Here is a 23749-nt window from a genome sequence, read left to right on the forward strand (position 1 = left end):
TTTTTTATTCATTCACGCACTGACGCGCGCGTTATCGTTTGTTCGCACTTACGCGCTCAGGGATTCCTTCGCGGATTTTTTCTTCGCAATTTCGCGGTCATTCGGCGAAAGGAATTTTTTGCGCAGACGCAGGGACTGCGGCGTGACTTCGACCAGTTCATCATCATTGATGTACGCGATCATGTCTTCCAGGCTCATCTTCCGCGGCGGGACCAGGGTCACGGCTTCGTCCGAACCGCTGGCGCGCATGTTGGTCAGTTTCTTGCCCTTCAGCACGTTGATGTCCAGGTCGTTGTCGCGGCTGTTTTCGCCGACGATCATGCCCTGATACACCTTGTCGCCATGGCCGATGAACATCGTGCCACGATCTTGCAGGTTGAAGATGGCGTATGCAACCGCATCACCCTTGTCCGTGGAGATCAGCGCGCCGTTGCGACGGCCCGCCATATCACCCTTGTACGGGCCATAGGAGTGGAACAGGCGGTTCATCACGCCCGTACCGCGCGTATCGGTCAGGAACTGGCCCTGATATCCGATCAGACCGCGGGACGGTGCCAGGAACGTAATACGGGTTTTGCCCGCGCCCGACGGACGCATGTCGGTCATTTCCGCTTTACGCTGGGTCATTTTTTCAACAACCGCACCGGTATATTCCTCGTCCACGTCGATGAAGACTTCTTCATACGGCTCGGTCAACTGGCCGTTCTCGTCTTTCTTGAACAGCACGCGCGGGCGGGATACGGACAATTCGAACCCTTCGCGGCGCATGTTTTCGATCAACACGCCCAATTGCAATTCGCCACGGCCGGCCACTTCGAACGAATCCTTGTTCGCGCTTTCGTTCACGCGGATGGCGACGTTGGTTTCGGCTTCGGCCATCAAACGGTCACGGATCATGGTCGATGTCAGCTTTTTGCCCTCGGTGCCCGCATACGGGGAATCGTTGACGGTCAGCGTAATGGACATTGTCGGCGGATCGATCGGGGTCGACGGAACCGGGGTGGTCACGGAGGGTTCGCAAATCGTGTCGGACACCGATGCATTCACCATCCCGGCGATGCAGATAATGTCGCCCGCTTCCGCTGTTTCCACCGGAACGCGCTGCAATCCGCGATAGGACAGCAATTTGGTCAGGCGGAAGTTTTCAACGGTTTTACCATCCAGGCTCAGCGCCTTGACGGTCATGTTCACTTTCGCGCGGCCGGATGTCACACGACCGGTCAGAACACGACCCAGATACGGGTCGCGGTCCAGCAACGTGGCCAGCATCGTGAACGGGGCGTCCACTTCCAGGCCCGGAGGCGGAACGTGGGACACAACCAGATCCATCAGCGGCGACAGGTTTTCGCGCGGACCGTCCAGTTCCATGGAGGCCCAACCATCGCGGCCCGATGCGTACACAACCGGGAAGTCCAATTGTTCCGGTGCGGCGTCCAAAGATACGAACAGGTCGAACACTTCTTCCAGAACTTCGTCCGGGCGCGCATCCGGGCGGTCAATCTTGTTAATCACAACAATCGGACGCAGACCTTTTTTCAGGGCCTTGCCCAGAACGAATTTGGTTTGCGGCAAAACGGATTCAGCGGAGTCGACCAACAGCAAAACGCCGTCCGCCATGTTCATGATGCGCTCAACCTCGCCACCGAAATCGGCGTGGCCCGGTGTGTCGATGACGTTGACGCGTACATCTTTCCACTGCACCGCGGTGCATTTTGCCAGAATGGTAATGCCGCGTTCTTTCTCCAGATCGTTGGAGTCCATGGCGCGTTCGGCAACCTGTTGGTTGTCGCGGAAGGTGCCGGATTGTTTCAGGATATTGTCCACCAAAGTGGTTTTGCCATGGTCAACGTGGGCGATAATGGCGATGTTGCGAAGATTCTGGACGAACGTCATAAACTCTAAACCTATTGTTGCGATTGCGAAAAACTGGCGTTTGTGTACAGGAAATAGGCTTTCAATGCCATAAAAAAAGCCTGTTTCCGCGTGTTTCGGGGGTTTAAAGTTTGTTTTTCGGCCTTCGGGGTTCCGCCAGGGGGAAAAATCGTTAAGATCCGCGGACACTCAAGCCAAAGGATAGGCCCATGGAAATCTTGAAACCCTATCGCGCCCGGATTGATGCGCTGGATGATAAAATCGTTGATCTGTTGGTCGAACGGGCTGGAATCATTGCCGAAGTTGGCCATTTAAAGGCCCGCGAAGGCATTCCGGCCATCCTGCAGGACCGGGTGGATCAGGTGCGGGAACGCAATGCCGCCCGCGCGGCGGAAAAGGGGCTGGACCCCGATCTGGTCCGGGCGCTTTACGCCATGCTGATCCAATGGAGCTGTGATCTGGAGGAACAGATCAAAGCCGGGAAGGCCGCATAAGGTCATGTTCGATCTGCGGACCGCTTTGACCCGCCATACCCCGATGGACGACAAGGAAGCGATTGATCGGGGGGCGATGCTGACTTTTCTGGCCTCTGGCGCGCCCTGTTTTGATCGCACCCATTTGCCGGGGCATTTCACCGGGTCGGCGTTGCTGGTCAACCGCGATGGATCGCGCGTGCTGCTCAACCATCATCGGGCGCTGAATGTCTGGTTACAATTTGGCGGGCATGCGGATGGCAACGCCGACTTGCTGGATGTCGCGGCGCGCGAGCTGGTGGAAGAATCCGGCTTCAGCGCGTTTGAATCCGTGATGGATGGTATTTTCGATCTGGATATCCACCCCATCCCGTACAGTTTGAAACGCGGTGAACCCGCGCATTTACATTACGATGTGCGTTTTATTTTTCGTCTGAAAAATGATGACGAAAACTTTGCCATCAGCGATGAATCCATCGATATGCGCTGGTGCAGTTATGATGACGCCATCGCGCTGACCGGGCCGGGGTCTGTGGCCCGGATGCTGGGCAAATGGCGCGCGCTGGCTTAGGGCTTGTATGACGGGAAGGCCGCTTTGCGTGGCGATCCCTGCATCAGGATATTGCGCAGACCACCCGCATCTTCAATAAAATTGATCTGGTACGTGGGCACTTCACCCAGCCGCCCCAGAATTTCGTTATCGGCGGATCCGGGAATTTTGCTGGCCTTGAACGGGGCAAATCCGGAATCGCGGAAGAACATGGAGCGATAGGCGGAAACGGTCACCGGATGGTGATACCACGCATAGACGGCGGCGCGCATCGCGGCACCATTCGTGACATTGTCCGGATCATCATTGGCAACGCGGGCAAAGGCGTCGGACACGGATTTGTAACAGATGCCTGGCGTGCTGCTGCATCCTTTGAGGGTGTTGTGCCCCTGCCATGGTCCGGGAAAACCACTTTCCTTCATTTCCCACAGCGCTTGAACGGACAGGGCTTCGGCCGCGGCTTCCTGTGCAAAGAACAGGTGCAGCAAACCTTCTTCATCCAGCACGTTGCGCAAAGCATACGGGGTCAGACCCTCCAGCTCCTGCGTTAAATGCGCCAGTTCGTGCGATGCGGCGGCGATTTGCGCGGCCATTGTGGATTTGTCATTCAGGACCAGCACGCCCTCGCCATTATAATACGCGCCATGGCCCCGCATGTTTTTGTTAAAGCAGATCCATGCCGGGCCTGTTTTGTATTGGGCGGCGTTGGCCCATTGATCGCGGCCAATCGCGGATGTGCTGAGCATGGAATAAATGTCGTGCACCCTGGCATTCGCGTACCCATTCGGGCCCGGTCCGGTCACGGGTGCGCATTGACCGTCCGCTTTGGCCAAAAACCGATTGAGGTTGCGTGGTGGAATCAACATCGTTGCGGACGGATCGTAGCGTGTCGGGGCCACGACGGCGTCCTGTTCGGCTGTTTCCTGTGATGCGCTTTTCATGGAATCGGGCAGCATCGGTTGAATGGCCTTGGATACGCTGGAGCATCCGCCAAGGCCTAGGGCCCCAATCGCCAACGCCGATCCGAGCAAAACCGACCGGGCCTTGACCATGAAGGCGGCGCGGCTGTGTGCAGTGGTATCGCGATTATAAAGGCTGGATAAACGCATTGGCCCTGTCCCTGTTTTCTAAGCGTGTTATGATCGCCATGCTTTTGTTATGAAAACAAAAGCATGATTTGCCCTTCTCTGCCAAGTTTTTTGTACAAAAAACTGGGAACGATCATGGATTTGGCCATTTTTACGGGGCAGGGTCGTCCCCGTAATAGATTTTTGTGCTGTAGGCGGGGCGCTTCAGGATTTTGGCCACATCGCCGCCCAGATAGTCAAACCCGTACGGTGCGATGAAACCCAATCCCGTGACCGCCTTGGCAAAATCATCCGCGGGCACGGTGTGGGATGACATACTGCCACGCGGCGGGAAATGGCGGCCACGGCCCATGTAGCCGTAATGGTGCCGTTCATACCGATCCATCAATTCCAGATCCGCATACCATTCGCGGAACGCTGCGCGTGCGGCGGTGCCGTTTGTGATCGCGGTGGGGTCGGCCGCGGCCACGGCTTCAAATGTTTTTGAAATCATGGCGTAGCAATTGTTCATCGTCTCTGGACAGACGGATGTGTTGTTGTGGGCATCCCATCCGGCGGGGTAGCCCGCTTGTTTCAATTCCCACAATGTCAGCGTGGCGAATGTTTCCGCATCGGCTTCCTTCGCCAGTTGCAGATTCAGGCGGTCATCTTCATCGGTGAAGCCCAGCGCATCGGCGATGAAGCCGCGGCGTTCCTGTTCCAGATGGCGCAATTCATGCGGAATGGCGGCGATATGTTCGCCCTCCGGCAAATCACTGTTTAAAACCAGAACGCCCGTGCCCGTGTAATAAAACGCGTACATGTCCGATGACGGGGTGAAGCAGATCCAGGCCGGACCCTTGTCATAGGTGGCGGCCTGTTCCCAGATGTGACGGCCCAGCGGTGTTTTTTCCATCAGGCTGTTGAGCGCCTGCACCCGGCGGTTGGCATACTGGCTGGGGCCGGGACCAGTCACGGGGGCGCACAGCCCGTCAAATTTTTGGGCATGGCCCACAACATGGGTGGGGAATGATTGTGCGGGGGCGTCCGGATTATACAGCGGCGTGGGGGCCTGTGCGTGGAGGGGCGTATCATTCGCCGGTGCGGAGAGGGCCAGAAGCAAAGCCGTGCTGGTGCTCAATCCGGTGATCAGGTTTCGCCATGGGCGAACCTTGCGGAAGTGTGGAGTCATTGGTCTGGTATCCCTGTCTTTTATAACGCTTTGTCTTATGCAAAACGTGTGGCTCTAACGGCCTGCAACCACGATAGAGGTCTGCGGGGGGATGTCACGCCCAATCTTGGGGAATCTGTTGGAATCACAAAGAAATTTTACCCACAGGGTGAGGATAAGTGGTGAAAGCCCCTGATTTCTTTGGTACATTGAATTATGACGTATGCAGTTCCGCGCCCCGTCATTTCCCCATAAGCCTCGGTTTCAAAACGGTTTTTTCGCAATTATGACCGCCACCAGCCCGATTCGCATTGCGCCCTCGATCCTGTCCGCCGATTTCGCGGCGCTGGGCGATGCCGTGCGCGCGATCGATGCCGCCGGGGCGGATTATATCCATGTTGATGTCATGGATGGCCATTTCGTGCCCAATATAACCATCGGCCCGAATGTGGTGAAGGCGTTGCGCCCGCATTCGCAGAAGATTTTCGACGTGCATCTGATGATCGCGCCCGCGGATCCGTATCTGGAATCCTTTGCCGCCGCCGGGGCCGATATCATCACCATTCATCCGGAAGCATCACCGCATTTCCATCGTTCGCTGCAAACCATTCGTGGTCTGGGCAAGCGTGCGGGCCTTGCGCTCAATCCGGCGACGCCGGTCGATGTGCTGGATCATGTGATGGATCTGGTCGATCTGGTTTTGGTGATGACGGTGAATCCGGGCTTCGGCGGGCAGGCTTATATTCCGCTCGCGGATAAAATTCGCTCTGTGCGTCAAAAAATTGCCACATCGGGTCGCGACATTGATCTGGAAGTGGATGGGGGCATCAATCCCCAAACGGCACGCGAAGTGATTGCCGCCGGGGCGAATGTTCTGGTGGCGGGGACGGCGGTGTTTTCCGGGGGTGCGGACACGTACGCGGCGAATATTGCCGCGTTACGTGGTTGAAGATTAGGTTCGGGCGTTTTCAGGGTTTTCTTAGGTTCATGTTGAATTTGAATATCATTCATAAAATTAAACACCGTGTGCATTCCGCCACGTATAACAGCGCGCTCTATCGCTGGACCCTGAATGGTACCGTTCCCGAACATCTGATCGTGAAACCGGCGGACCCGTGGCCGGGTGATGCCGCGGCCGGGCGCTTCCTGTGCAACGGCATTTTCACATTGCATGGCGAACAATTTCCGGTGGCGCAGGGCGATTGGGCCCCGTCCGGATGCAGCGCGGTGTGGACCGCGCATATTCATGGATTTGAATGGCTGCGCGATCTGCGCGCGCTGGGTGGTGATGCCGCGCGGCGTCAGGCCCGCATGATGATCGAAAGCTGGATCGAACAATGCGGCCATTGGCACGACAGCGCATGGGATGCCGCCATCACGGGCCGCCGCATGGCGCAATGGATCGCCCTGTATGATTTTTACGCCGGCAGCGCGGACGAAGATTTTCAATCGCTGGTGCTGGAATCGCTGGTGCGCCAGGGGCGCCATTTGTCCCGCGTGCTGATGGGCCGTGGGGTTGAGGGCGTGGGCGCGTTCCATGCGATGAAGGGGCTAGCCTACGCGGGTCTTGGGTTCGAAGGGCACGAAAACTGGCTGGAACAGGCGCTGGACATGCTGGACCGCGAATTGCCGCGCCAGATTTTGAGCGATGGCGGCCATGTCAGCCGTTCGCCTGCGGTTTTGCTGGATGTTTTGCGTATCTTGATCGATTTGCGCGGGGCGTTGCGCGCGGGCGGGTTCCCGGTGCCGGACGACATTCAACCCACCATTGATCGCGCGTCCCAGGCTTTGCGCTTCATGCGCTACAGCGACAAGGGCTTCGCCCTGTTCAACGGCGCGCAGGAAGGCGATGTCGCGCTGGTGGATGCCGTGTTGATGCAGTCCAACGCGCGCGGAAAAATCCTGCGTTCACTGCCTGACACTGGATTTGAACGCGCCAGCGTGGGCCGGTCCGTGTTGATGGTGGATGCGGGTCGCGTGCCGCCATATCCGCACGATGCCGATGCCCATGCCGCACCGCTGGCGTTTGAATTCTGCTATGGTCGCGAACGGATTTTCGTCGCCTGCGGGTCCAACCCGGTGGATGATGAATGGCGCAACATGCTGCGCGGAACTGCCGCGCATAACAGCGTGACGCTGGATTGGCGCAATGCCGCCGAAATTCGCAAAGACGGTCATTTTGGTCGTCGCCCGCGCAGTGTTGTCGTGAATCGTCAGGATACCGGCGATGCCTGCCTGATCGATGCTGTGCATGATGGGTATGTGCCATTGAACGGTGTATCGCACCGCCGCCGCCTGTATCTGTCGGAACAGGGGCATGATTTGCGCGGGGAAGAAACATTGACCTGCGCCACCAATCTGACCCGTGAAATCGGGGTCGTGGCCCGGTTCCATTTGCACCCGCGCGTCACCGTGTCGTTGACCAAGGATGGAACGGAAGCGTTGTTGCGCCTGCCGGGTGGGGCGGGGTGGAGCTTTGTACAAAGCGGCGGCATTCTCAGCCTTGAAAACTCTATCTATATGGGCCAAGGCTGCCGCCCGCGCAAAACCAAGCAACTGGTCATCACGACAACGCTGAATTCCGATCTCGCAGTCCTGAAATGGGCCCTGCAGCGCGAAGGCGCTTAGTATTAAAGAACGTCGGCTAGTTCTTTGCCGTCTTTTATGCTGATTCGTATTTTATAGGCCCAGTACAGTGCTGTCGCTACGCCTACGCACATAAGAAGCGTGCCGCTTATGCACTGTAGTATTGTTGTCTCGCCGTCTGTGAAGGTAATGATCACGCCAATTATTCCCAAGCTGTTCATTAATGTTGAGAAAATTGCAAAGATGGCTGCGACGATGTCTTGTATTCTGGGGACTAGATAGCAAATCGAAAAGAAAAACACAGAGCTCTGGAAAACTATTATTACGCCATGCATCCAAAATTCTGAAAAAGAACGTGGGGCGAAAAAGTCTGGAGACATTCCTTCAAGGCCGTACATCCATGCACTGCTTGAGAAAATGATTTGTATTAGAATGCCGGATAGGACTGTGAATAGAACGATAAGCGGCCAGCATAATATCCAGCGCGCCCATTCGGGTAGTTTTTCCCAAATTTCAATAGCTCTATCCATGGTGGTATTGTATATAAAATTCTATTAATTTTGTCTAGCGCATCCTCTTTAGGAATGCGCTAAGTTTTTATCTTTCTAGCCTTTAAGGCCGATACGCCGGAATCGACACCAGCCGTGCCGCGCTTAAAGCTTCGCCATCATCCCACCGATACGCCGTCAAATGCTTGCGGTAATCAACACCGACAATCGTGTCCGACAGCATGCGCAAAGGCTGGCTCAGTGAATAGTGGCCGATGAAGGTCGGTTTGCTGGCTGCGTTAAACACATTTCTCAGCGCAATCGCCTGACGAATTTTTCCATGATGCTGGGTCGGGATGTTGGCCACGCGCGGGTCAACAATGTCGGCCAACGGTCTGTTCACATCGGCCCACCATTGCAGGCGGGCTTCGTCCCGGTTATGGCCCATCATGTCCTGAAACGTGATGCCATCGGGCAGTTTGACCACGGGACCTTTTAGCGTTTCTTCCAATGCGGTGTAAATCGGTTCAATGCGGCGGTCATAGGCATTCAAAAGGCCTGTGTTGATGCGGTTCCCGTGATCCAGATGCGGGGTCAATGTTGTGATGTAATCATCATTCCAACAGGCGTGAACAACACGCAACGGGCCCAGATCCATATAGACGGGCAGGGTGGTCATCCATGCAATGGTGTCCGTGTGCTGGGCGCTGCCCAACGGAAATTCGTGCAGGAAGGCTTCGTGCTGATGCCTGTTCTTGTTGCTGTGCGGGCGGATGTAATCGCCGTTCGCATTGCGTGTGGCATAGCAGATGGCATTAAATTCGTGATTGCCCATGATGGCGTGGGCATTGTCCGTATCGACCATGTCGCGGATGATGCGCAAGGTCTGCGCTTCCTGATGGCCGCGGTCGATCATGTCGCCGATAAAAATGACCTTGCGATCATCCGGGTGGGTGAAGGATGTGGATGTGCGGCGATAGCCCAGAATGCCCAGCAATCGTTCCAGCTGATCGGCGCGCCCGTGAACATCACCGATAATGTCGTACCCCTGACTCAAATCAACGCCTCCCAGCGAATATGGCAAGAAGCCTATCGTTGCATTTTGCGGGGGTCAAGTTTATCCGGCGCGCGGATCGTTCTTGATTTGTTCGCGTGTTGCGGGCAGGATAAGGGGGCTTATTAATAAGGAACCCATCATGGCCAAATCCCGATCCTCTTTCGTTTGCCAATCCTGCGGCGCGGTCACCACGCGCTGGGCCGGGAAATGTGAATCCTGCAACGAATGGAACTGCATTGTTGAGGAGGTGGCCGAGGCCGCGACGCCCAAGGGATTAGGGGCCGGGGCGGGCGCGTCGAAGAAGGGGCGCACATTGGCGCTGGTCGATTTGAAAGGTGAAGACGCCAATAAATTGCCCCGCCGCGTGACGGGCATTGCCGAATATGACCGCGTGACGGGCGGTGGCATGGTGCCGGGCTCGGCCATTCTGATTGGCGGTGATCCGGGCATCGGCAAATCGACCTTGTTGTTGCAGGCCGTGTGTGCGCTCAGCGCGCGGGGTTCGCGATGCCTGTATGTATCGGGCGAGGAAGCGGTGGATCAGGTGCGCCTGCGCGCCAGCCGTCTGGGACTGGATGGGGCAAATGTTGAACTCGCCTCCGCCACCAACGTGCGCGATATTGTTGCGACGATGGAGGATACATCGGCCTCCGGTGTTGATCTGATCGTCATTGATTCCATTCAAACCATGTATATCGACACGATCGACAGCGCACCGGGCACGGTGACACAGGTGCGCACATCCGCGCAGGAATTGATCCGCGTGGCCAAGCGTCGCGGCGTGATTATCCTGTTCGTCGGTCACGTGACGAAGGATGGCCAGATCGCGGGTCCGCGCGTGTTGGAACATATGGTCGATGCCGTTCTGTATTTTGAAGGGGACCGGTCGCATCAGTTCCGTATTCTGCGCGCGGTGAAAAACCGTTTCGGTCCCACCGATGAAATCGGCGTGTTCGAAATGGCGAACGAAGGACTGGTTGAGGTTGAAAACCCCTCCGCTCTGTTCCTCGCCCAACGGCAACAGGATGTCGCGGGCAGTGCGGTGCTGGCCGGGCTGGAAGGGACGCGTCCGGTATTGGTGGAGGTGCAGGCGCTGGTCGCGCCGACGGCGCTGGGCACGGCGCGACGCGCGGTGATCGGGTGGGATACCAGCCGTCTGGCCATGGTGCTGGCTGTGTTGGAAGCGCGTTGCGGCGTGCAATTATCGTCGTCGGATATTTATCTGAACATTGCGGGTGGCATTCGCATGACCGAACCGGCGGCCGATCTGGCCGTGGCGGCGGCGCTGGTCAGTTCATGGACCGGCGTGCCGGTTCCGGTGGACATGGTGCTGTTCGGTGAAATCGGTCTGGGCGGCGAGGTGCGTCAGGTGGCACAGCCCGATGTGCGGTTGAAGGAAGCCGCCAAGCTGGGGTTTGGTCAGGCCTGCATCCCGAAGCGGAAGAAAACCCCGGCCTCCGACGCGGCGGCCAAAACGGCCCCGCCCATCCGTGTGAATGAATTGGCCCAGGTGCAGGATATTGTTGACCTGTTCTCGGAGATGAAGCGGGAAATGGGCGGCGGCATTAAATATGCGCAAGGCTAGGGGTTTTTGCCCTGTTTATGCGCCAAAACACCTTGAATTTCCCCCCGCTTTCCCCGACAATCGGGGCAGGATTTCACGGGTTTTAAGGAAAATCGCCCCATCATGTTTATCGACATCGTCGTCGCCGTTATCGTCGTTATTTCTGCCGTTATCGCTTTCCTGCGCGGATTTATCCGTGAGGTGCTGACCATTGCCGGGGTTGTGGGTGGTCTGGTCGCGGCTGTGGCGCTGGGCCCGGTGGTGCGCCCGTCCTTCAATGGCTGGCTCGGTGTACCGACGGATGAAGCGGCGGAGATGCCGAAATTGTTCGATATCGTGCCGATGGATATTGTGGCGATGGTCTGTGCCTATGCCTCCATCTTTCTGGTTGTTGTCATTGCGTTGACGGTGGTTAGCCATTTGCTCTGCGGTCTGGCCAAAAAAATTGGCCTGGGTCCCGTGGATCGGACGCTGGGCGTGGTCTTTGGTATTGCGCGCGCGGCGGTGTTGCTGGCGCTGCTGTATCTGCCGGTCTATCTGATGGTGGACAAGGGCGATCGTGACGAATGGTTTAAAGACAGCCGCTCCGCCGTGTATATCGAGGGGCTGGCCGCATGGATGGCGGATTTCATTCCCGAAGATACCGCCGAAAAACTGGCCGAGGGCGCAGGACGCACGCGTGAAGATATTGAAAACGCACGCGAACGCATTGATGCGCTGGATGCATTGAAAGAGCAAATGCAAAATGTTGAAAGCGCCGTACAGGACGGGGCCGAAGCGATTGCTGCGCCGGATGAAGCGAGCGAAGGTTATGAACCCGATCAACGCGACACACTGGATCAGTTGATCGAAGATACGCAACAATAAACAGGAATAGAATGATGAGTGTTGATTTAACCGGACGCGTGGCCGTTATCACCGGAGCCAGCCGTGGCATCGGCGCGGCCGTTGCCCGCCGCTTTGCCGCCGCCGGAGCGCACGTTGTTTTGGTTGCGCGCACGACCGGCGCGTTGGAAGCGCTGGATGATGAAATTCGCAATGCGGGTGGACGCGCGACATTGGTCCCGCTCAACCTGCTGGATTTTGACAAGGTGGACACGCTGGGCCCGGCGCTGGCCGAACGGTTTGGCCGCTGTGATATTCTGGTGGCCAATGCGGGCATGTTGGGCACGCTCGGCCCTCTGCCGCACGGTGATGCCAAGGAATGGGACCGCGTGATTGGTTTGAATTTGACCGCGAATTTCCGCCTGGTCCGCACGCTCGATCCGCTGTTGCGCGCATCCGATGCGGGGCGTGCGATCTTCGTCACGTCCGGTGCGGCGGAAGGGCCGCGCGCCTATTGGGGCGCCTATGCCGTATCCAAAGCGGGGTTGGAGGCGATGGCCCGGTCCTACGCGGCGGAGAATGAAAAAACCAATCTGCGCGTCAACATCATCGACCCGGGCCGTGTGCGCACGAAAATGCGCGCCGCCGCCTATCCGGGCGAAGATCCGCAAAGCGTGATCCCGCCGGAAGATGTGGCGGATGCGTTTCTGGCCTTGGCCGACCCGGCCATCACCACGCATGGCCAGCGCGTGAAGGCGGCGTAAAGCCCTTATTTTTCAATATCTTTCCGGTATTGTTTGCCCCCACGGGACGTGGGGGCTACAAAGGTGTATTGAACAATCAAAAAAACAAAATTAGGGAAGACGCCGATGACGAAACTGACCAAGGGGACTTTGCTCCGTTTGTTTGATGCGGTTGTGAATGCGCCGAAGGATGCGGCCTATGGCCTGCTGTTGCCCACACCGGATGCGGATTGTGATGAATACAAGCCGGGCATGATCGCGACGGGCACGCTGGGGGCGGCTGCCATGGTGGCCGGGCTCACCGTTGCGCCGATTGGTTTTTCCGCCGTTGGCGGTTTCTTTGCCGCGCGGGCGGTGCTGTGGCTGGCGGCGCAAGGGCGCGACATTCGCCGGGGCCTGAACGCTGGCCCGCAATAAACCGATAGCGACGGATTTGGATGAAAAGCCGGGTTTTTGCCCGGCTTTTTTCATTTTAACGCATTGTTTTATATGTGAAATTTCATGGGCTTGAATTTCTTGCATAATTACGGAAAACAATGCATTGTCCCTCATTACTGTTATGGCAATTGTGCGGACTGGTGCATGACGCGCAGTCTGGCATCCTATTGGCGCTCCTGGGGCGGCGGCAAACGATAGCCGATAATACGGGGGCCGATTGGTGGCGCGCGGGAATGGAATTGGGGCATGAACATGTGGTCATTTGGTCGTGATAAAAAGAAAAATCTGACTTTGCCTGCGCCGGAGGTGTCAGACAAAGAATCCGGTGCGCATTATGGGCGGCGGTTTCAAACGCTTGTTTATACCAATCCGCGTATGCCGGAGGGGGATGAGGAGTATTACAAAGCGATTGCCAAGGGGGCCAATGATTGGCGCGTGATTAAATACACCAAAAAATCCGGTGATGTTCAAACATTGGTGATGGATGAATCCGTCCCCTTTGTCATGGCGGCGCAGAAGCTGGTCGCATACGAAACCGCGGCGGAAGAAATGGGGTTATTGCCCCTTGGCGACGGGCCGGAATCTTTGGGGTTCGAACATGTCGTTCAATTCTGCCTGCGCGAAGGATTTGTGCCGGATAAATCAGGACGCCTGCATGAAACCGACAATGGCGAGATTGTCACCGAAGGGTGTTTTGATGGGAAAATTACGGCGCAGATGGACGATTTGGTCAATCGCGTGCGGTCTGGCCAATTGTTCCTGCGCGATGTGTGGGTGAATAATTTTATCCATGATCTGTTCAATGATCGGGCCGAACCCCTGCGCTGGAGTGATTTCAGCGATCGGTTGAAAGATACAGATGTCTTGCACAAGGCGGTTTTCCTGATCCGCGCGGCCATGATTGCCGAACGGCATGTGGTAAAGAATGGCGGGAACGAAGGGGTGTGGAAGGCCGATCAGTTTATTGATGCGACGAAATTCCAAAATTCTGCTTTCTCGGAAAGCTATGTGCAGGATGCGGTAAAATCATCAACCCCTTTAAGTGAAAATGTTTTGGGCCGTGCGGTTGATTTTATGAAGAAAGATGGGTCAACCCTGCCGGAAGAAATCTGCAAGGAGGCCCAGCGTCTGGTCACAGACTTACAGGTGTTCCAGATGACGCGCCGCGTGCGGTCCATGATGCGCGTTGGGGCCCAATATATGGACAATAAGGTCCGGGGTGAGGTGCAGGTCCTGATCGATAAGGCCAAGGGGTTGATGCGCGGGATGGGGTATGACGAAGCCATGATCGCCGACGCCGAAAGCTCGATGCTGTGCACCGAAACCGTGCGTGATTTCCCGAAGACGTTCGAAGATCGCGTGGCGTCGTTTGAGGATTTGTACAAAACATCCATCGATGTTCTGAATAAGAAATTGTCACCGCAAATTGACGGGCAGGATAGGACGCCACCAAAGCGACCATCACGGCCCCCCTTGGGTGTAACGCCGCGCTAATCCCTGTTCTTAGTCGACATACGGGTTTTTACTGGTGCGGATCATCACGCGCACCGGAACGCCCGGAATGTCGAAATCGCGGCGCAGGCCGTTGATCAGATACCGTTTATACGTATCCGGGAAATCGCCGGGGCGTGACACCCACAATGCGAATGTCGGCGGGCGGGCCTTGATCTGCGTGATGTAACGCAAGCGGTTCGGACGGCCATTGGCCATCGGCGCCGGGTTTTGTTCTTCCATCCCGCGCAGCCAGCGGTTCATGCGTGATGTCGGAACGCGGCGGTTCCACACGGCATGCGTCTGTAAAATCAAATCCAGCATCGGGCCAAGATTTTTGCCCTTCAACGCCGAAATCGTGATGACGGGAATTTCACGCAACTGGCCCAATGAGGCCTCGATGCGGTCTTCGATCCGTTTCATCGCGGCGGCTTTATCCTCAACCGCGTCCCATTTATTGATGGCCAGAACAAGGGCGCGGCCTTCGTCGATAATATGTTCGGCGATGCCCAGATCCTGTTTTTCCATCGGGTTGTTGCCGTCCAGAACCAGCACGCAAACCTCGGCCAGACGAATGGCGCGCAAGGAATCCTGCACGGCCATTTTTTCCAGGCGGTCGTCAATGCGGGCCTTGCGGCGCATACCGGCGGTGTCGACCAGACGGAACAGGCGATCCTTGTACGTCCATTTCACGGCGATGGCATCGCGCGTTGTGCCCGCTTCCGGGCTGGTCATCACGCGTTCTTCCTGCAGCAGCGCGTTCAGCAGGGTGGATTTACCCACGTTCGGGCGGCCCACGAAGGCGACGCGCAGCGGAATGGTGTCGGTATCGACCTGCGGCTCAATCGCGCTCAGGTCAAAATCTTCGTTGCCTTCCAGCGCGTCGATTTCCTCTTCGGTCAAAGACGGGCCGAATGATGCGGCGGCATCCTCGATCTCTTCTTCTTCCTCAAAATACGGGGACAGCATGTGGTACAAATCGTCCAGCCCGTATCCGTGCGCGGCCGACATGGGCAGCGGTTCACCCAGCCCGAGGGCATAGGCCTCAGCCAATCCGGCGGCGGCGGCGTTTTCATGTTCGCATTTATTGACGGCCAGAACGGTCGGGATGTCCTGACGGCGCAGCCAGTTGGCGAAATGCTTGTCCATCGGCGTGATGCCGCTGCGGCCATCGACCATGAACAAGACGGCGTCGGCTTCCTGCAGGGCGAGTTCCGTCTGGCGGCGCATTTTGCCGCGCATGGAGTCGTCAAACGCTTCTTCCAAACCGGCGGTGTCGATCAGGCGGATTTTCTTGTCGAGCAGCCAGCCCTCCGTCTCGCGCCAATCGCGCGTCACGCCGGGGGTGTCGTCGATAATCGCCATCTGCTTGCGCGCCAGACGGTTGAACAGGGTCGATTTGCCGACATTGGGCCGGCCAATAATTACGAGGGTAAACATTACTTATACGCCGCCAATGTCCCGTTATCAGACAGGATGTAAAGTGTATCGCCCGCCACAATCGGGGCGATATGCACGGGGCCTTCGGTGCGCCATTCGCTGGTGCCTTCGCCGGTGGCCGGGCTGACCTCTAGCACGTAACCGTGGCTGGATGCCACAAACAAACGCCCACCGGCCAAAACCGGTCCGGTCCAGGTGATCGCGCCTTTGCGATCGTCCGGGTCCTCATACTTTGGTAGGGGTTTAACCCATGCAATGGCGCCGGAATCGCGGCTCATGCCGATCAGCTCGTTGTTGGCGGTGATCATAAATACATGGTTGCCCGCCACCCATGGCGTTTCCGACCCCGGAATATCACGTTGCCAGACGCGCGCGCCGGTGCGTTCATCAATCGCGGCAATACGCCCCCCATAAGACACGGCAATCACCATCCCCTTGTCCAGAACGGGCAGGCCACGAATGGCCGCCATGCCGGACAGGCCGCCGGTGCGGCGGAAGGAGGTCAGGTTATCTGTCCACGCGACGGAGCCGTTTTCAACGCGCAGGGCGAAGATTTCACCGGACGAGAATGCGGGCACAACCATTTCACGGCTGGCTGCCGGGCTGGCCGCGCCCAGCAGGCCGGTTGTTTCGGCCAGACCGGAAAATTCCCACAGCAACGCGCCATCGGCGGTGTTCAGGGCCAGCAATTTGTTATCCAGCGTCATGACGAACACGCGGCCATCCATCACGGTCGGCGCGGCGCGGGACGGCGCGGGCAGGGGCTTGCGCCATGCAATCGTGCCATCCTTCGGGTTCATGACCAGAATTTCGGCGTACCCGTTGGTGACGAACAACTGCCCCTGGGAATAGGCGATGCCACCGGCAATGACCGGTTCGCCTTCTTCGGCTTCGGGGGCGATATCAACGGACCACAGGCGCTTGCCACTGGTCACGTCAAAGGCGGACATCTCCGCGCGCGTATCAATCGTGTAGATGCGGCCGTCAATCACAACCGGTTGTGACACCAGCGGCAGGCGATCATTGCCGCCATCGCCGATATTGGCCTTCCACACCCGGTTCAGCGACCCTTCGCTCAGCGACAAATGTTGCATGGCGTGGTTCGGGTACCCGCCGGTTTGTGGCCAGAATTCGTTTTTCCACGGCTGTGGGGCGATGAAGCCCTGGGCATCCAGTGCAATGTCGTCGGGTTCCAACGCGCGCTGCATTTCCAAAACGGAAATCCGCGTGCCGGGCAACGGGGCCTTGTCATCGGATGATCCGCAAGCGGCCAGCGTCAGGGCCGTACCCAGCAACAGAAGATGCAGTGAAAAACGTTTCATGGTTGTTATCCGTTTATAATTTATTTCTGTTCCGACAGGCGCAGTGCGTAAATGTGATCCAGCGCGCGGGCCCGTTCCTTCATGCTGGCCGGGGCCGCTTCCGATTGCAGGACGATGTTCAGGTGACCCAGTGCGCTTTTATAATCGCTAAGTCCTTCGCCCGCGATAATCGCGGCCTGAATGGCGGCGTGCAGGGCCCATGGGTTTTTTGCGTCATTGGCAATTTTTGCAATCGGCGCATACAGCGCTTTCAAATCCGTCGCGTCGGTGCGTGTATCAAATGCGATGCGCGCACCCATGACACGGGCCAGGTCGCGGTAATCGGACGGAACGGATCCGTCATCGGCCAATGTGTTGTACAGGGCCAAGGCTTCGGCCTGTTTGTCATTGCGAATATGATCGCCCGCCGCGTTCAACAGCGCCATGGCTTTCGGCCCACCCTTCAACAGGTCGGCCGCGGTGATCAGATCTTGCGGTTGGTTGGTGCCGGACATGGCCTCCATCAGGACGGCGGTTTGCTGGCGGGCGGTGTGCGCCTTCCATGCGTTCCAGCCCGAGAAGATCCCCGTGAACACAACCAGCATGACGGCACCGGCGATCAATGTCGGGCCATTTTCTTTCCAGAATTTTTCGGCCTTGTCGCGTTTCAGGGCTTCGTCGATGTCGTTGAGAATATCGCTCATAATGCGTGGTCCACTCTAGATTGGGTCCGGGGTTCAATATCGGGGGCTATATTAGCCATTTTTCCTTCTGTTTCCAGTGCTTAATGACATAATTCGGGGTGGCGGGGTGCTTTTATCCCGCAAAAAATCCGCCCCCGGCCCGGGGTTGGGGTGCTATAATGACCCTATGACACTGACTTTGATCAATAATCCGGGCTTTGAAACCCTCGAAAAAGCCGGGTTCACCCGGTTCCAGTTCCAGCGTCTGGACGCCCTGTTCCTGCGCGCGGCGCAAACCAAGGTGCTGAACGCTCGGTTTGTTGATTGTGATTTCGAGGAGGGGGTCATGACCTTTTCTTATGCAAAAACAAATGCGCATGCCCCGATGTTCACTTTCGTGATCCGTCAGGTCGGCCCGCGGCAGGTGATGTATGAACTGCATCAGGAGGGCAAGGGCCGCCCGTTCAAAAGCGGCCTGTTCGACCGGGTGTATGAAAAGCTGGAATTGGCCATCGACGCCATCTTGCCGCCGCCCCTGTAAACGCAGCCTGAAAACTCCCAAAAAATCGCGGATTTTTGCGCCTCTCCTCTGGTTTTTTGGGGGGAAGGGGCTATACATTAACGGGACATTTTTTCAAAACTTCGAGGGAAGGCAAAAATCCATGGCCAAGATCAAGGTTGATAATCCGGTTGTTGAAATCGACGGCGACGAAATGACACGCATCATCTGGCAGATGATCCGCGAAAAGCTGATTTTGCCGTACCTTGATATCGACCTGAAATATTACGACCTGTCGATCCAGAACCGCGATGCCACCGATGACAAAGTCACGGTCGATGCCGCCGAAGCGATCAAGAAATACGGCGTTGGCGTCAAATGCGCCACCATCACGCCGGACGAAGCCCGCGTGCAGGAATTTTCCCTGAAGAAAATGTGGAAGTCGCCGAACGGCACCATCCGCAACATCCTGAACGGCACCGTGTTCCGTGAACCGATCATTTGCAAAAACGTACCGCGTTACGTTCCAGGATGGACCAGCCCGATCGTGATTGGCCGTCACGCCTTTGGCGATCAATACAAAGCCACCGATTTCAAAGTGTCCGGCCCCGGCAAACTGACCATGCGGTTTGAACCGGCCAATGGTGGCCCGGCCCAGGAATTCGAAGTGTTCGACTTCCCGGCGGCTGGTGTGGCCATGGGCATGTATAACCTGGATGAATCGATCGAAGGGTTCGCGCGCTCCTGCTTCAACTATGCGCTGGCGCGTGAATGGCCGCTGTATATGTCGACCAAGAACACGATCCTGAAGGCCTATGATGGCAAGTTCATCGAGATCTTCCAACGCGTGTACGAACAGGAATTCAAATCGACGTTCGAATCCAAAAAAATCTGGTACGAACACCGCCTGATCGACGACATGGTGGCCTTTGCCGTGAAATCGAACGGCAAATTCGTCTGGGCCTGCAAAAACTATGACGGTGATGTGCAGTCCGACGTTGTGGCACAGGGCTTTGGCTCACTGGGTCTGATGACCTCCGTGCTGCTGACCCCGGATGGGAAATGTGTCGAGGCCGAAGCCGCCCACGGCACCGTGACCCGCCATTACCGCGAACACCAGAAGGGCAAGGAAACATCGACCAACCCGATCGCGTCGATCTTTGCCTGGACACAAGGTCTGAAATATCGTGGCCAGTTCGATGGCAATAATGCGCTGGTCGATTTTGCCGAAACGTTGGAACGCGTGTGCGTTGCCACGGTTGAGGCGGGCGCGATGACCAAGGATCTGGCGATCCTGGTGGGCCCGGACCAAAAATATCTGACCACCACCCAGTTTATGGATGCCGTGGTCGCCAATCTGGATTCCGCTATGCGGAAGGCCGCGTAAATATCTGTAACGGGTTTTAACAGGAAAGCTGTGCGTATCATGATCTTCTCTCGCCTTCATTTGTCAGCCGCCTTGGTGCTGGGCCTTATGCTCGGGACATCGCCTGTCCCGGCGCAGGCAGAGGAGATGAAGCTGGCCTTCCTGAAATTCCCGTTCGGGGCCGAAAAGCAGGAGGAGGAGAAAAAAGATTCTCCTCCCGCTGACGCTAAAAAAGACGAAAAAGGCAGCAAGGCCGAAAATAAAAAGGCCGAGGCCAAGAAAGAAGACGCCAAAAAAACGGCCAGCATGCCGGAGCCGGATAAAAAGCCGGCCAAGCCCGCACCGTTTACGCCGTATGACAAAGACTGGGTCGGCACGATGAAAACGCACGTCGCCACCTATGACGACATGTTCGTCGAGCTGGCGCGGAAATATAACGTCGGCTACGTCGAATTGCGCGCCGCGAACCAGCATCTGGACCCGTGGATTCCGGGTGAGGGAAAAAAGGTTGTGATCCCGACCATGCATTTATTACCTCAGGCGGAACGCCGCGATGTGGTGATCAATCTGGCCGAAATGCGGATGTATATTTTCAAGACGCCGGGCAAAGCCCCGTTGACCTACCCCATCGGGATCGGTCGTGAAGGATTGCAAACACCCGTTGGTCAAACCACGATCGTGCGGAAGAAAGATGGTCCGCAATGGCGCCCCACCGCGCGCATGCGTGAAGAAAACCCGGCTCTGCCGGCCGTGGTCGAACCGGGACCGGATAACCCGTTGGGGACGCATGCGATGTATCTGGGGTGGCCGGAATATCTGATACACGGTACCGATAAGCCCTACAGTATTGGCCGCCGCCTCAGCAGCGGGTGTATTCGCATGTATCCGGAAGACATCACCAAGGCCTTTGGCATGGTTCCCGTGGGCATGAGCGTCAACGTGGTGGATCAATCGGTGAAGGCCGGATGGGTTGGCGATAAATTCTTCGTCGAGGCATCCCCCACAACCGCACAGGTTGACCGCATGGAAATTGATGGCGGCTTGCCGGGCTATGTGTTCAGCAATGACGACATGGCCGTCATTATGAAGGTCGCAGGTGAATATGCCGATGATCTGGATTGGTCGGTGGTGCGTCGCGCCGTGCGCGAACGTCGCGGTTATCCAATCGAAGTGTTCCGCAAACCAGGCCCGGTGAAGCAGGTCGCCGCCGAAGCGGACGCGATGCCCGTGGACAAAGATGTACCGAAGGACGATGCGCCGAAAAAGGACGAGAAAAAATCCGACGGTGATCAGGCTGCAACGGATCAACCGCAAGATGATGTGACGAAAGTGGCCGACGCGGACGACGCGAGCGGCAACGATTAAGGTCGCATCTTTTCAAGGCGTTATGCCTGCGAAGGCGGGAATGCTGGAGGTGTTGGGCCTTATACCAAACGCATCAATGTCACGATACTGTACAGCAGGGGCAGTGTGAGCGGCAGGCTGGCCAACGCGGCATAAAAACGCGGGCCGCTCAGCAATGAAAATGCGCCAATCACCGTGCCCGCCAGCCAGGCCCACATGGTGCCGCCCATATATAATGTTTTGAATTGATCCAGTTGCGCATCCGCCGGTAATGCGTCGTATAGCCCCAGCTGTAACCCCAGCATCAACACAAACGCGCCACACGCCGAACCCAGTGCGACCATAACGACCCAGAGGGTCAGTTTTTTTATCATGGTGTGTATCCCCATCCCCATCGGGTCATCATAAATCAAACGCCCAAAAGAAAAAGACTGTCTGGCGAATAACCAGACAGTCTTTTGTATCCATTCAACCCCAAAGGGTCGAGGCAGGCAAATTATTTGCCTTGCTTGTGGTGGAATACCGGCTCGCCAGTGGAACCAACGGTACGCTCGTGAGCGTACGGAGCTTGGTCAACTTGTGCACTGTTCGTGCTGGAGCAAGCGGACAGACCAACGGCGGCAACAGCCATCGTGAGCAGGACGAATTTTTTCATTTTGTTCCTCATTATTTTCCAAAGATGGTTAGGTAGTCACGTAAAGAATTACTACGTGTTTGTGCCCTCTGACCAGAGCAGAAGTCCGTATCTTTATACACGACTCACAGGAACTTGAATATGGTTTTTGCGAATTTTTGCTTTTTTTTCAAAACGTTTGCGGCATTTTCGTGGCATGTGGTGTTTTATAGAAAATGTCGTGAGGGTGGGCGAGTGGGGCGGTGGTCAATTCGCCCTTAGTTCCCGCCATTTCTGCGAACCTGTTCGAAATAGGCATCGATGCCACGGACGATGGCGGCGGCGATTCGGGCGCGGTGGGCGGGTGTATTCAGTTTGTTGGCTTCCTGGTTATTCGACATAAAGCCCGCTTCAATCAGGACAGACGGAACGTCCGGGGCCTTCAACACTGCAAACCCGGCATAACGGTGCGGATTGTCCAGCAGGCTCAGGCTGTGATTTTGCATGACGTCCACAATCGTGTTGGCGAAAAATTTTGACTGGTTCATCGTATCGCGCATGGCCAGGTTAACCAGAATGCTGGCGACTTCCTCATCCTCAACGCTCAAATCCAATCCGGCAATCAAATCGGATTGGTTTTCGCGTTCGGCCAATCGTGCGGATTCAGAATCGGATGCCTTTTCCGACAAGGTATAGATGGACGCGCCACTGACATGTTTACGGTCCAGTGAATCGGCGTGCAGGGAGATAAATAAATCCGCATTATGGTGCCGTGCGATTTGAACGCGCTGGCCCAGCCGCAGATAGACATCCTTATCCCGCGTCATCAAAACGCGGTAACGGCCCGTGTCTTCCAATGCTTTTTTCAAATCACGCGCCATCGCCAGCGTGATGTTTTTTTCCTTCAATCCATTCGGGCCCAAGGCGCCGGGATCATTGCCACCATGCCCGGCATCCAGAACGATCAGCGGGCGTTCGCCTTTAGGAAGCGGGGCATTGTTCTGATTGTGTGGTGCCGATGGTTTGTGCGTCGGGGTGATGGCGTGCACCGTCTGCGCGGCGGATGCGCTGACCGTTTGTACGGGTGTTTGTAAATCGTTGTTCCCGGCGATCGCATCATTGATTTGCAATGTGCCGAAGATCTGGTTTTGTCCGGCCGCGCCCTTGGCGGCGGGGCTGTAATCAATCACCAGACGGTCACCGCTCTGCCCTGAACGGGGCAGCATCATCGTGCCGCGAATGGCCACGGTCTGGTTCATATCAATGACGATGCGGGAGATGCCCGGTTGGGTCGGGCCCTGGCGAATGTCTGTCACATGGGCGGATGTCGGCCGCGTGATTGCGCCGACGCTCCATCCGAAATGCGGCAGGTCGATCACCAGCCGGTCCGGTCCCTGCAGGGTGAAGGCGCGGTATTGGGCCGGGGCGTTCAAATCAATGACCAGACGGGTCTTGTCTTCGTGGGCCCCAAACCGAATGCCTGTGACGCTCAGAGAAGGGACGGTGTTCTGGGCGTGGGCGCTTTGGGGGGCAATGGCGCACATCATCACCCCTGCCCACAGGGTGAGCATCAGGGCAATGCGAACGATAGTTTTCATAAGCATGGATGCGGCTGCGGTCATTGTGGGTTTCATACGCGTCGTGGGGTGGACCAAATTGAATAAGCGTCTTTGGATCAGATGGATAGATATATTATAAGCGATCCATGTTCATATTATGGCACACGCCACGCCGGGAAACCAGTCTGTGCACCCGATGGGCCGGGGATTATAATGAGAGTTTGTGCGGGTATTTTGCCCCCGGCCCCCGGCCGTCAGGGGCACAAAAAACCGGGTGTTTTTATAAAGGGATAGGGGCTGTACTTTGTTGTTGTGCAGGCCCCCCCTCCTGGCGTATTGTGGACTTGTGCGACACGTTGCGGCTTTAGCATGTGCATGTGAGATGAAACAGGTTTCGCTAGCTGCAACGGTGAAGGAAGGTCTTGAACTTGCCTTTCTACCGGCGCTGGATAACGCGAAGATCTGCGTGTAACCGAGGGACCGATCCCCGTTTGAGTATGGATCCCACCCCTCCCGAATGGCGAGTCTATAAACGCCATCCGACCGCGAAAAAACCAGCCCGATCAAGACCTGACGAATTTTTTAAGGCGCATTTCGCGCCGCATGACTGCATTTGTTG

At 56.7% G+C, this 23749-nt stretch carries 22 protein-coding genes; 12 read left to right on the top strand and 10 right to left on the bottom strand.

Going from position 1 to position 23749, the window contains the following annotated elements:
- Window positions 1-48 precede the first annotated feature (48 nt).
- Window positions 49-1893, bottom strand: coding sequence for a translational GTPase TypA (gene typA / locus A11S_RS01490; RefSeq protein ID WP_015466709.1), 1845 nt, complete (start codon window positions 1891-1893; stop codon window positions 49-51).
- 188 nt (window positions 1894-2081) lie between these two features.
- Here typA and A11S_RS01495 point away from each other — a divergent pair, with 188 nt between their 5' ends.
- Together A11S_RS01495 and A11S_RS01500 are read left to right on the top strand one after the other, a co-directional pair.
- Window positions 2082-2366, top strand: coding sequence for a chorismate mutase (locus A11S_RS01495; protein ID WP_015466710.1), 285 nt, complete (start codon window positions 2082-2084; stop codon window positions 2364-2366).
- A gap of 4 nt (window positions 2367-2370) precedes the next feature.
- On the top strand, window positions 2371-2916 hold the full coding sequence (locus tag A11S_RS01500) for an NUDIX hydrolase (protein WP_015466711.1): 546 nt from the start codon (window positions 2371-2373) through the stop codon (window positions 2914-2916).
- Here A11S_RS01500 and A11S_RS01505 read toward each other — a convergent pair.
- The gene (locus tag A11S_RS01505; protein WP_015466712.1) at window positions 2913-4004 is read right to left on the bottom strand and encodes a DUF6782 family putative metallopeptidase; all 1092 of its coding nucleotides are present in this window, start codon (window positions 4002-4004) and stop codon (window positions 2913-2915) included. The genes A11S_RS01500 and A11S_RS01505 overlap by 4 nt on opposite strands.
- Before the next feature lie 130 nt (window positions 4005-4134).
- Window positions 4135-5154 (bottom strand): DUF6782 family putative metallopeptidase, encoded by a 1020-nt coding sequence (locus tag A11S_RS01510; protein WP_015466713.1) that lies wholly within the window; start codon window positions 5152-5154, stop codon window positions 4135-4137.
- Window positions 5155-5419: 265 nt separating this feature from the next.
- Between A11S_RS01510 and rpe the strand changes: the two genes are divergently transcribed.
- Entirely contained in the window at window positions 5420-6082 is a 663-nt protein-coding gene (rpe, locus tag A11S_RS01515) for a ribulose-phosphate 3-epimerase (RefSeq protein ID WP_015466714.1), read from the top strand.
- 38 nt (window positions 6083-6120) lie between these two features.
- Window positions 6121-7761 (top strand): heparinase II/III family protein, encoded by a 1641-nt coding sequence (locus A11S_RS01520; RefSeq protein WP_015466715.1) that lies wholly within the window; start codon window positions 6121-6123, stop codon window positions 7759-7761.
- A 2-nt stretch (window positions 7762-7763) separates the two neighbouring features.
- Here A11S_RS01520 and A11S_RS01525 read toward each other — a convergent pair whose 3' ends face one another.
- On the bottom strand, window positions 7764-8249 hold the full coding sequence (locus tag A11S_RS01525) for a hypothetical protein (RefSeq protein WP_015466716.1): 486 nt from the start codon (window positions 8247-8249) through the stop codon (window positions 7764-7766).
- Between the two features lie 82 nt (window positions 8250-8331).
- Complete coding sequence (locus tag A11S_RS01530) at window positions 8332-9291, bottom strand: metallophosphoesterase (protein WP_235067922.1); 960 nt, start codon at window positions 9289-9291, stop codon at window positions 8332-8334.
- Between the two features lie 112 nt (window positions 9292-9403).
- Here A11S_RS01530 and radA point away from each other — a divergent pair, with 112 nt between their 5' ends.
- From radA to A11S_RS01555, 5 genes are all read left to right on the top strand, one after another.
- Window positions 9404-10849, top strand: coding sequence for a DNA repair protein RadA (radA, locus tag A11S_RS01535; protein WP_015466718.1), 1446 nt, complete (start codon window positions 9404-9406; stop codon window positions 10847-10849).
- 102 nt (window positions 10850-10951) lie between these two features.
- A complete protein-coding gene (locus A11S_RS01540) occupies window positions 10952-11695 on the top strand; it encodes a CvpA family protein (protein WP_015466720.1) in 744 nt (247 codons plus the stop codon).
- Window positions 11696-11706: 11 nt separating this feature from the next.
- The gene (locus A11S_RS01545) at window positions 11707-12417 is read left to right on the top strand and encodes an SDR family NAD(P)-dependent oxidoreductase (RefSeq protein ID WP_015466721.1); all 711 of its coding nucleotides are present in this window, start codon (window positions 11707-11709) and stop codon (window positions 12415-12417) included.
- 105 nt (window positions 12418-12522) lie between these two features.
- On the top strand, window positions 12523-12813 hold the full coding sequence (locus tag A11S_RS01550) for a hypothetical protein (protein ID WP_015466723.1): 291 nt from the start codon (window positions 12523-12525) through the stop codon (window positions 12811-12813).
- Window positions 12814-13080: 267 nt separating this feature from the next.
- The gene (locus A11S_RS01555) at window positions 13081-14328 is read left to right on the top strand and encodes a hypothetical protein (protein WP_015466724.1); all 1248 of its coding nucleotides are present in this window, start codon (window positions 13081-13083) and stop codon (window positions 14326-14328) included.
- Between the two features lie 9 nt (window positions 14329-14337).
- Here A11S_RS01555 and der read toward each other — a convergent pair whose 3' ends face one another.
- Genes der through A11S_RS01570 form a run of 3 tightly spaced genes read right to left on the bottom strand, consistent with a single transcriptional unit; the run spans window position 14338 to window position 17770 of the window.
- The gene (der, locus tag A11S_RS01560) at window positions 14338-15765 is read right to left on the bottom strand and encodes a ribosome biogenesis GTPase Der (RefSeq protein ID WP_015466725.1); all 1428 of its coding nucleotides are present in this window, start codon (window positions 15763-15765) and stop codon (window positions 14338-14340) included.
- Window positions 15765-17087 (bottom strand): outer membrane protein assembly factor BamB family protein, encoded by a 1323-nt coding sequence (locus A11S_RS01565; protein ID WP_015466726.1) that lies wholly within the window; start codon window positions 17085-17087, stop codon window positions 15765-15767. Before A11S_RS01565 ends, der begins: the two co-directional genes overlap by 1 nt.
- Window positions 17088-17107: 20 nt before the next feature.
- Window positions 17108-17770, bottom strand: a complete 663-nt coding sequence (locus A11S_RS01570) for a DUF2659 family protein (protein ID WP_015466727.1) — start codon at window positions 17768-17770, stop codon at window positions 17108-17110.
- Window positions 17771-17936: 166 nt separating this feature from the next.
- Between A11S_RS01570 and A11S_RS01575 the strand changes: the two genes are divergently transcribed.
- The 3 genes from A11S_RS01575 to A11S_RS01585 all read left to right on the top strand — a co-directional run bounded on the left by A11S_RS01575 (window position 17937) and on the right by A11S_RS01585 (window position 20979).
- Window positions 17937-18290, top strand: a complete 354-nt coding sequence (locus A11S_RS01575; RefSeq protein ID WP_148285080.1) for a hypothetical protein — start codon at window positions 17937-17939, stop codon at window positions 18288-18290.
- A gap of 121 nt (window positions 18291-18411) precedes the next feature.
- Complete coding sequence (locus A11S_RS01580) at window positions 18412-19635, top strand: NADP-dependent isocitrate dehydrogenase (protein WP_015466729.1); 1224 nt, start codon at window positions 18412-18414, stop codon at window positions 19633-19635.
- Window positions 19636-19674: 39 nt separating this feature from the next.
- On the top strand, window positions 19675-20979 hold the full coding sequence (locus A11S_RS01585; RefSeq protein ID WP_235067933.1) for a L,D-transpeptidase: 1305 nt from the start codon (window positions 19675-19677) through the stop codon (window positions 20977-20979).
- A gap of 59 nt (window positions 20980-21038) precedes the next feature.
- Here A11S_RS01585 and A11S_RS01590 read toward each other — a convergent pair whose 3' ends face one another.
- On the bottom strand, window positions 21039-21332 hold the full coding sequence (locus A11S_RS01590; protein ID WP_015466731.1) for a hypothetical protein: 294 nt from the start codon (window positions 21330-21332) through the stop codon (window positions 21039-21041).
- A 517-nt stretch (window positions 21333-21849) separates the two neighbouring features.
- A complete protein-coding gene (locus tag A11S_RS01595) occupies window positions 21850-23175 on the bottom strand; it encodes an N-acetylmuramoyl-L-alanine amidase (RefSeq protein WP_235067942.1) in 1326 nt (441 codons plus the stop codon).
- Between the last annotated feature and the right edge of the window lie 574 nt (window positions 23176-23749).

This window comes from Micavibrio aeruginosavorus EPB (assembly GCF_000348745.1).
GTDB lineage: Bacteria > Pseudomonadota > Alphaproteobacteria > Micavibrionales > Micavibrionaceae > Micavibrio > Micavibrio aeruginosavorus_A.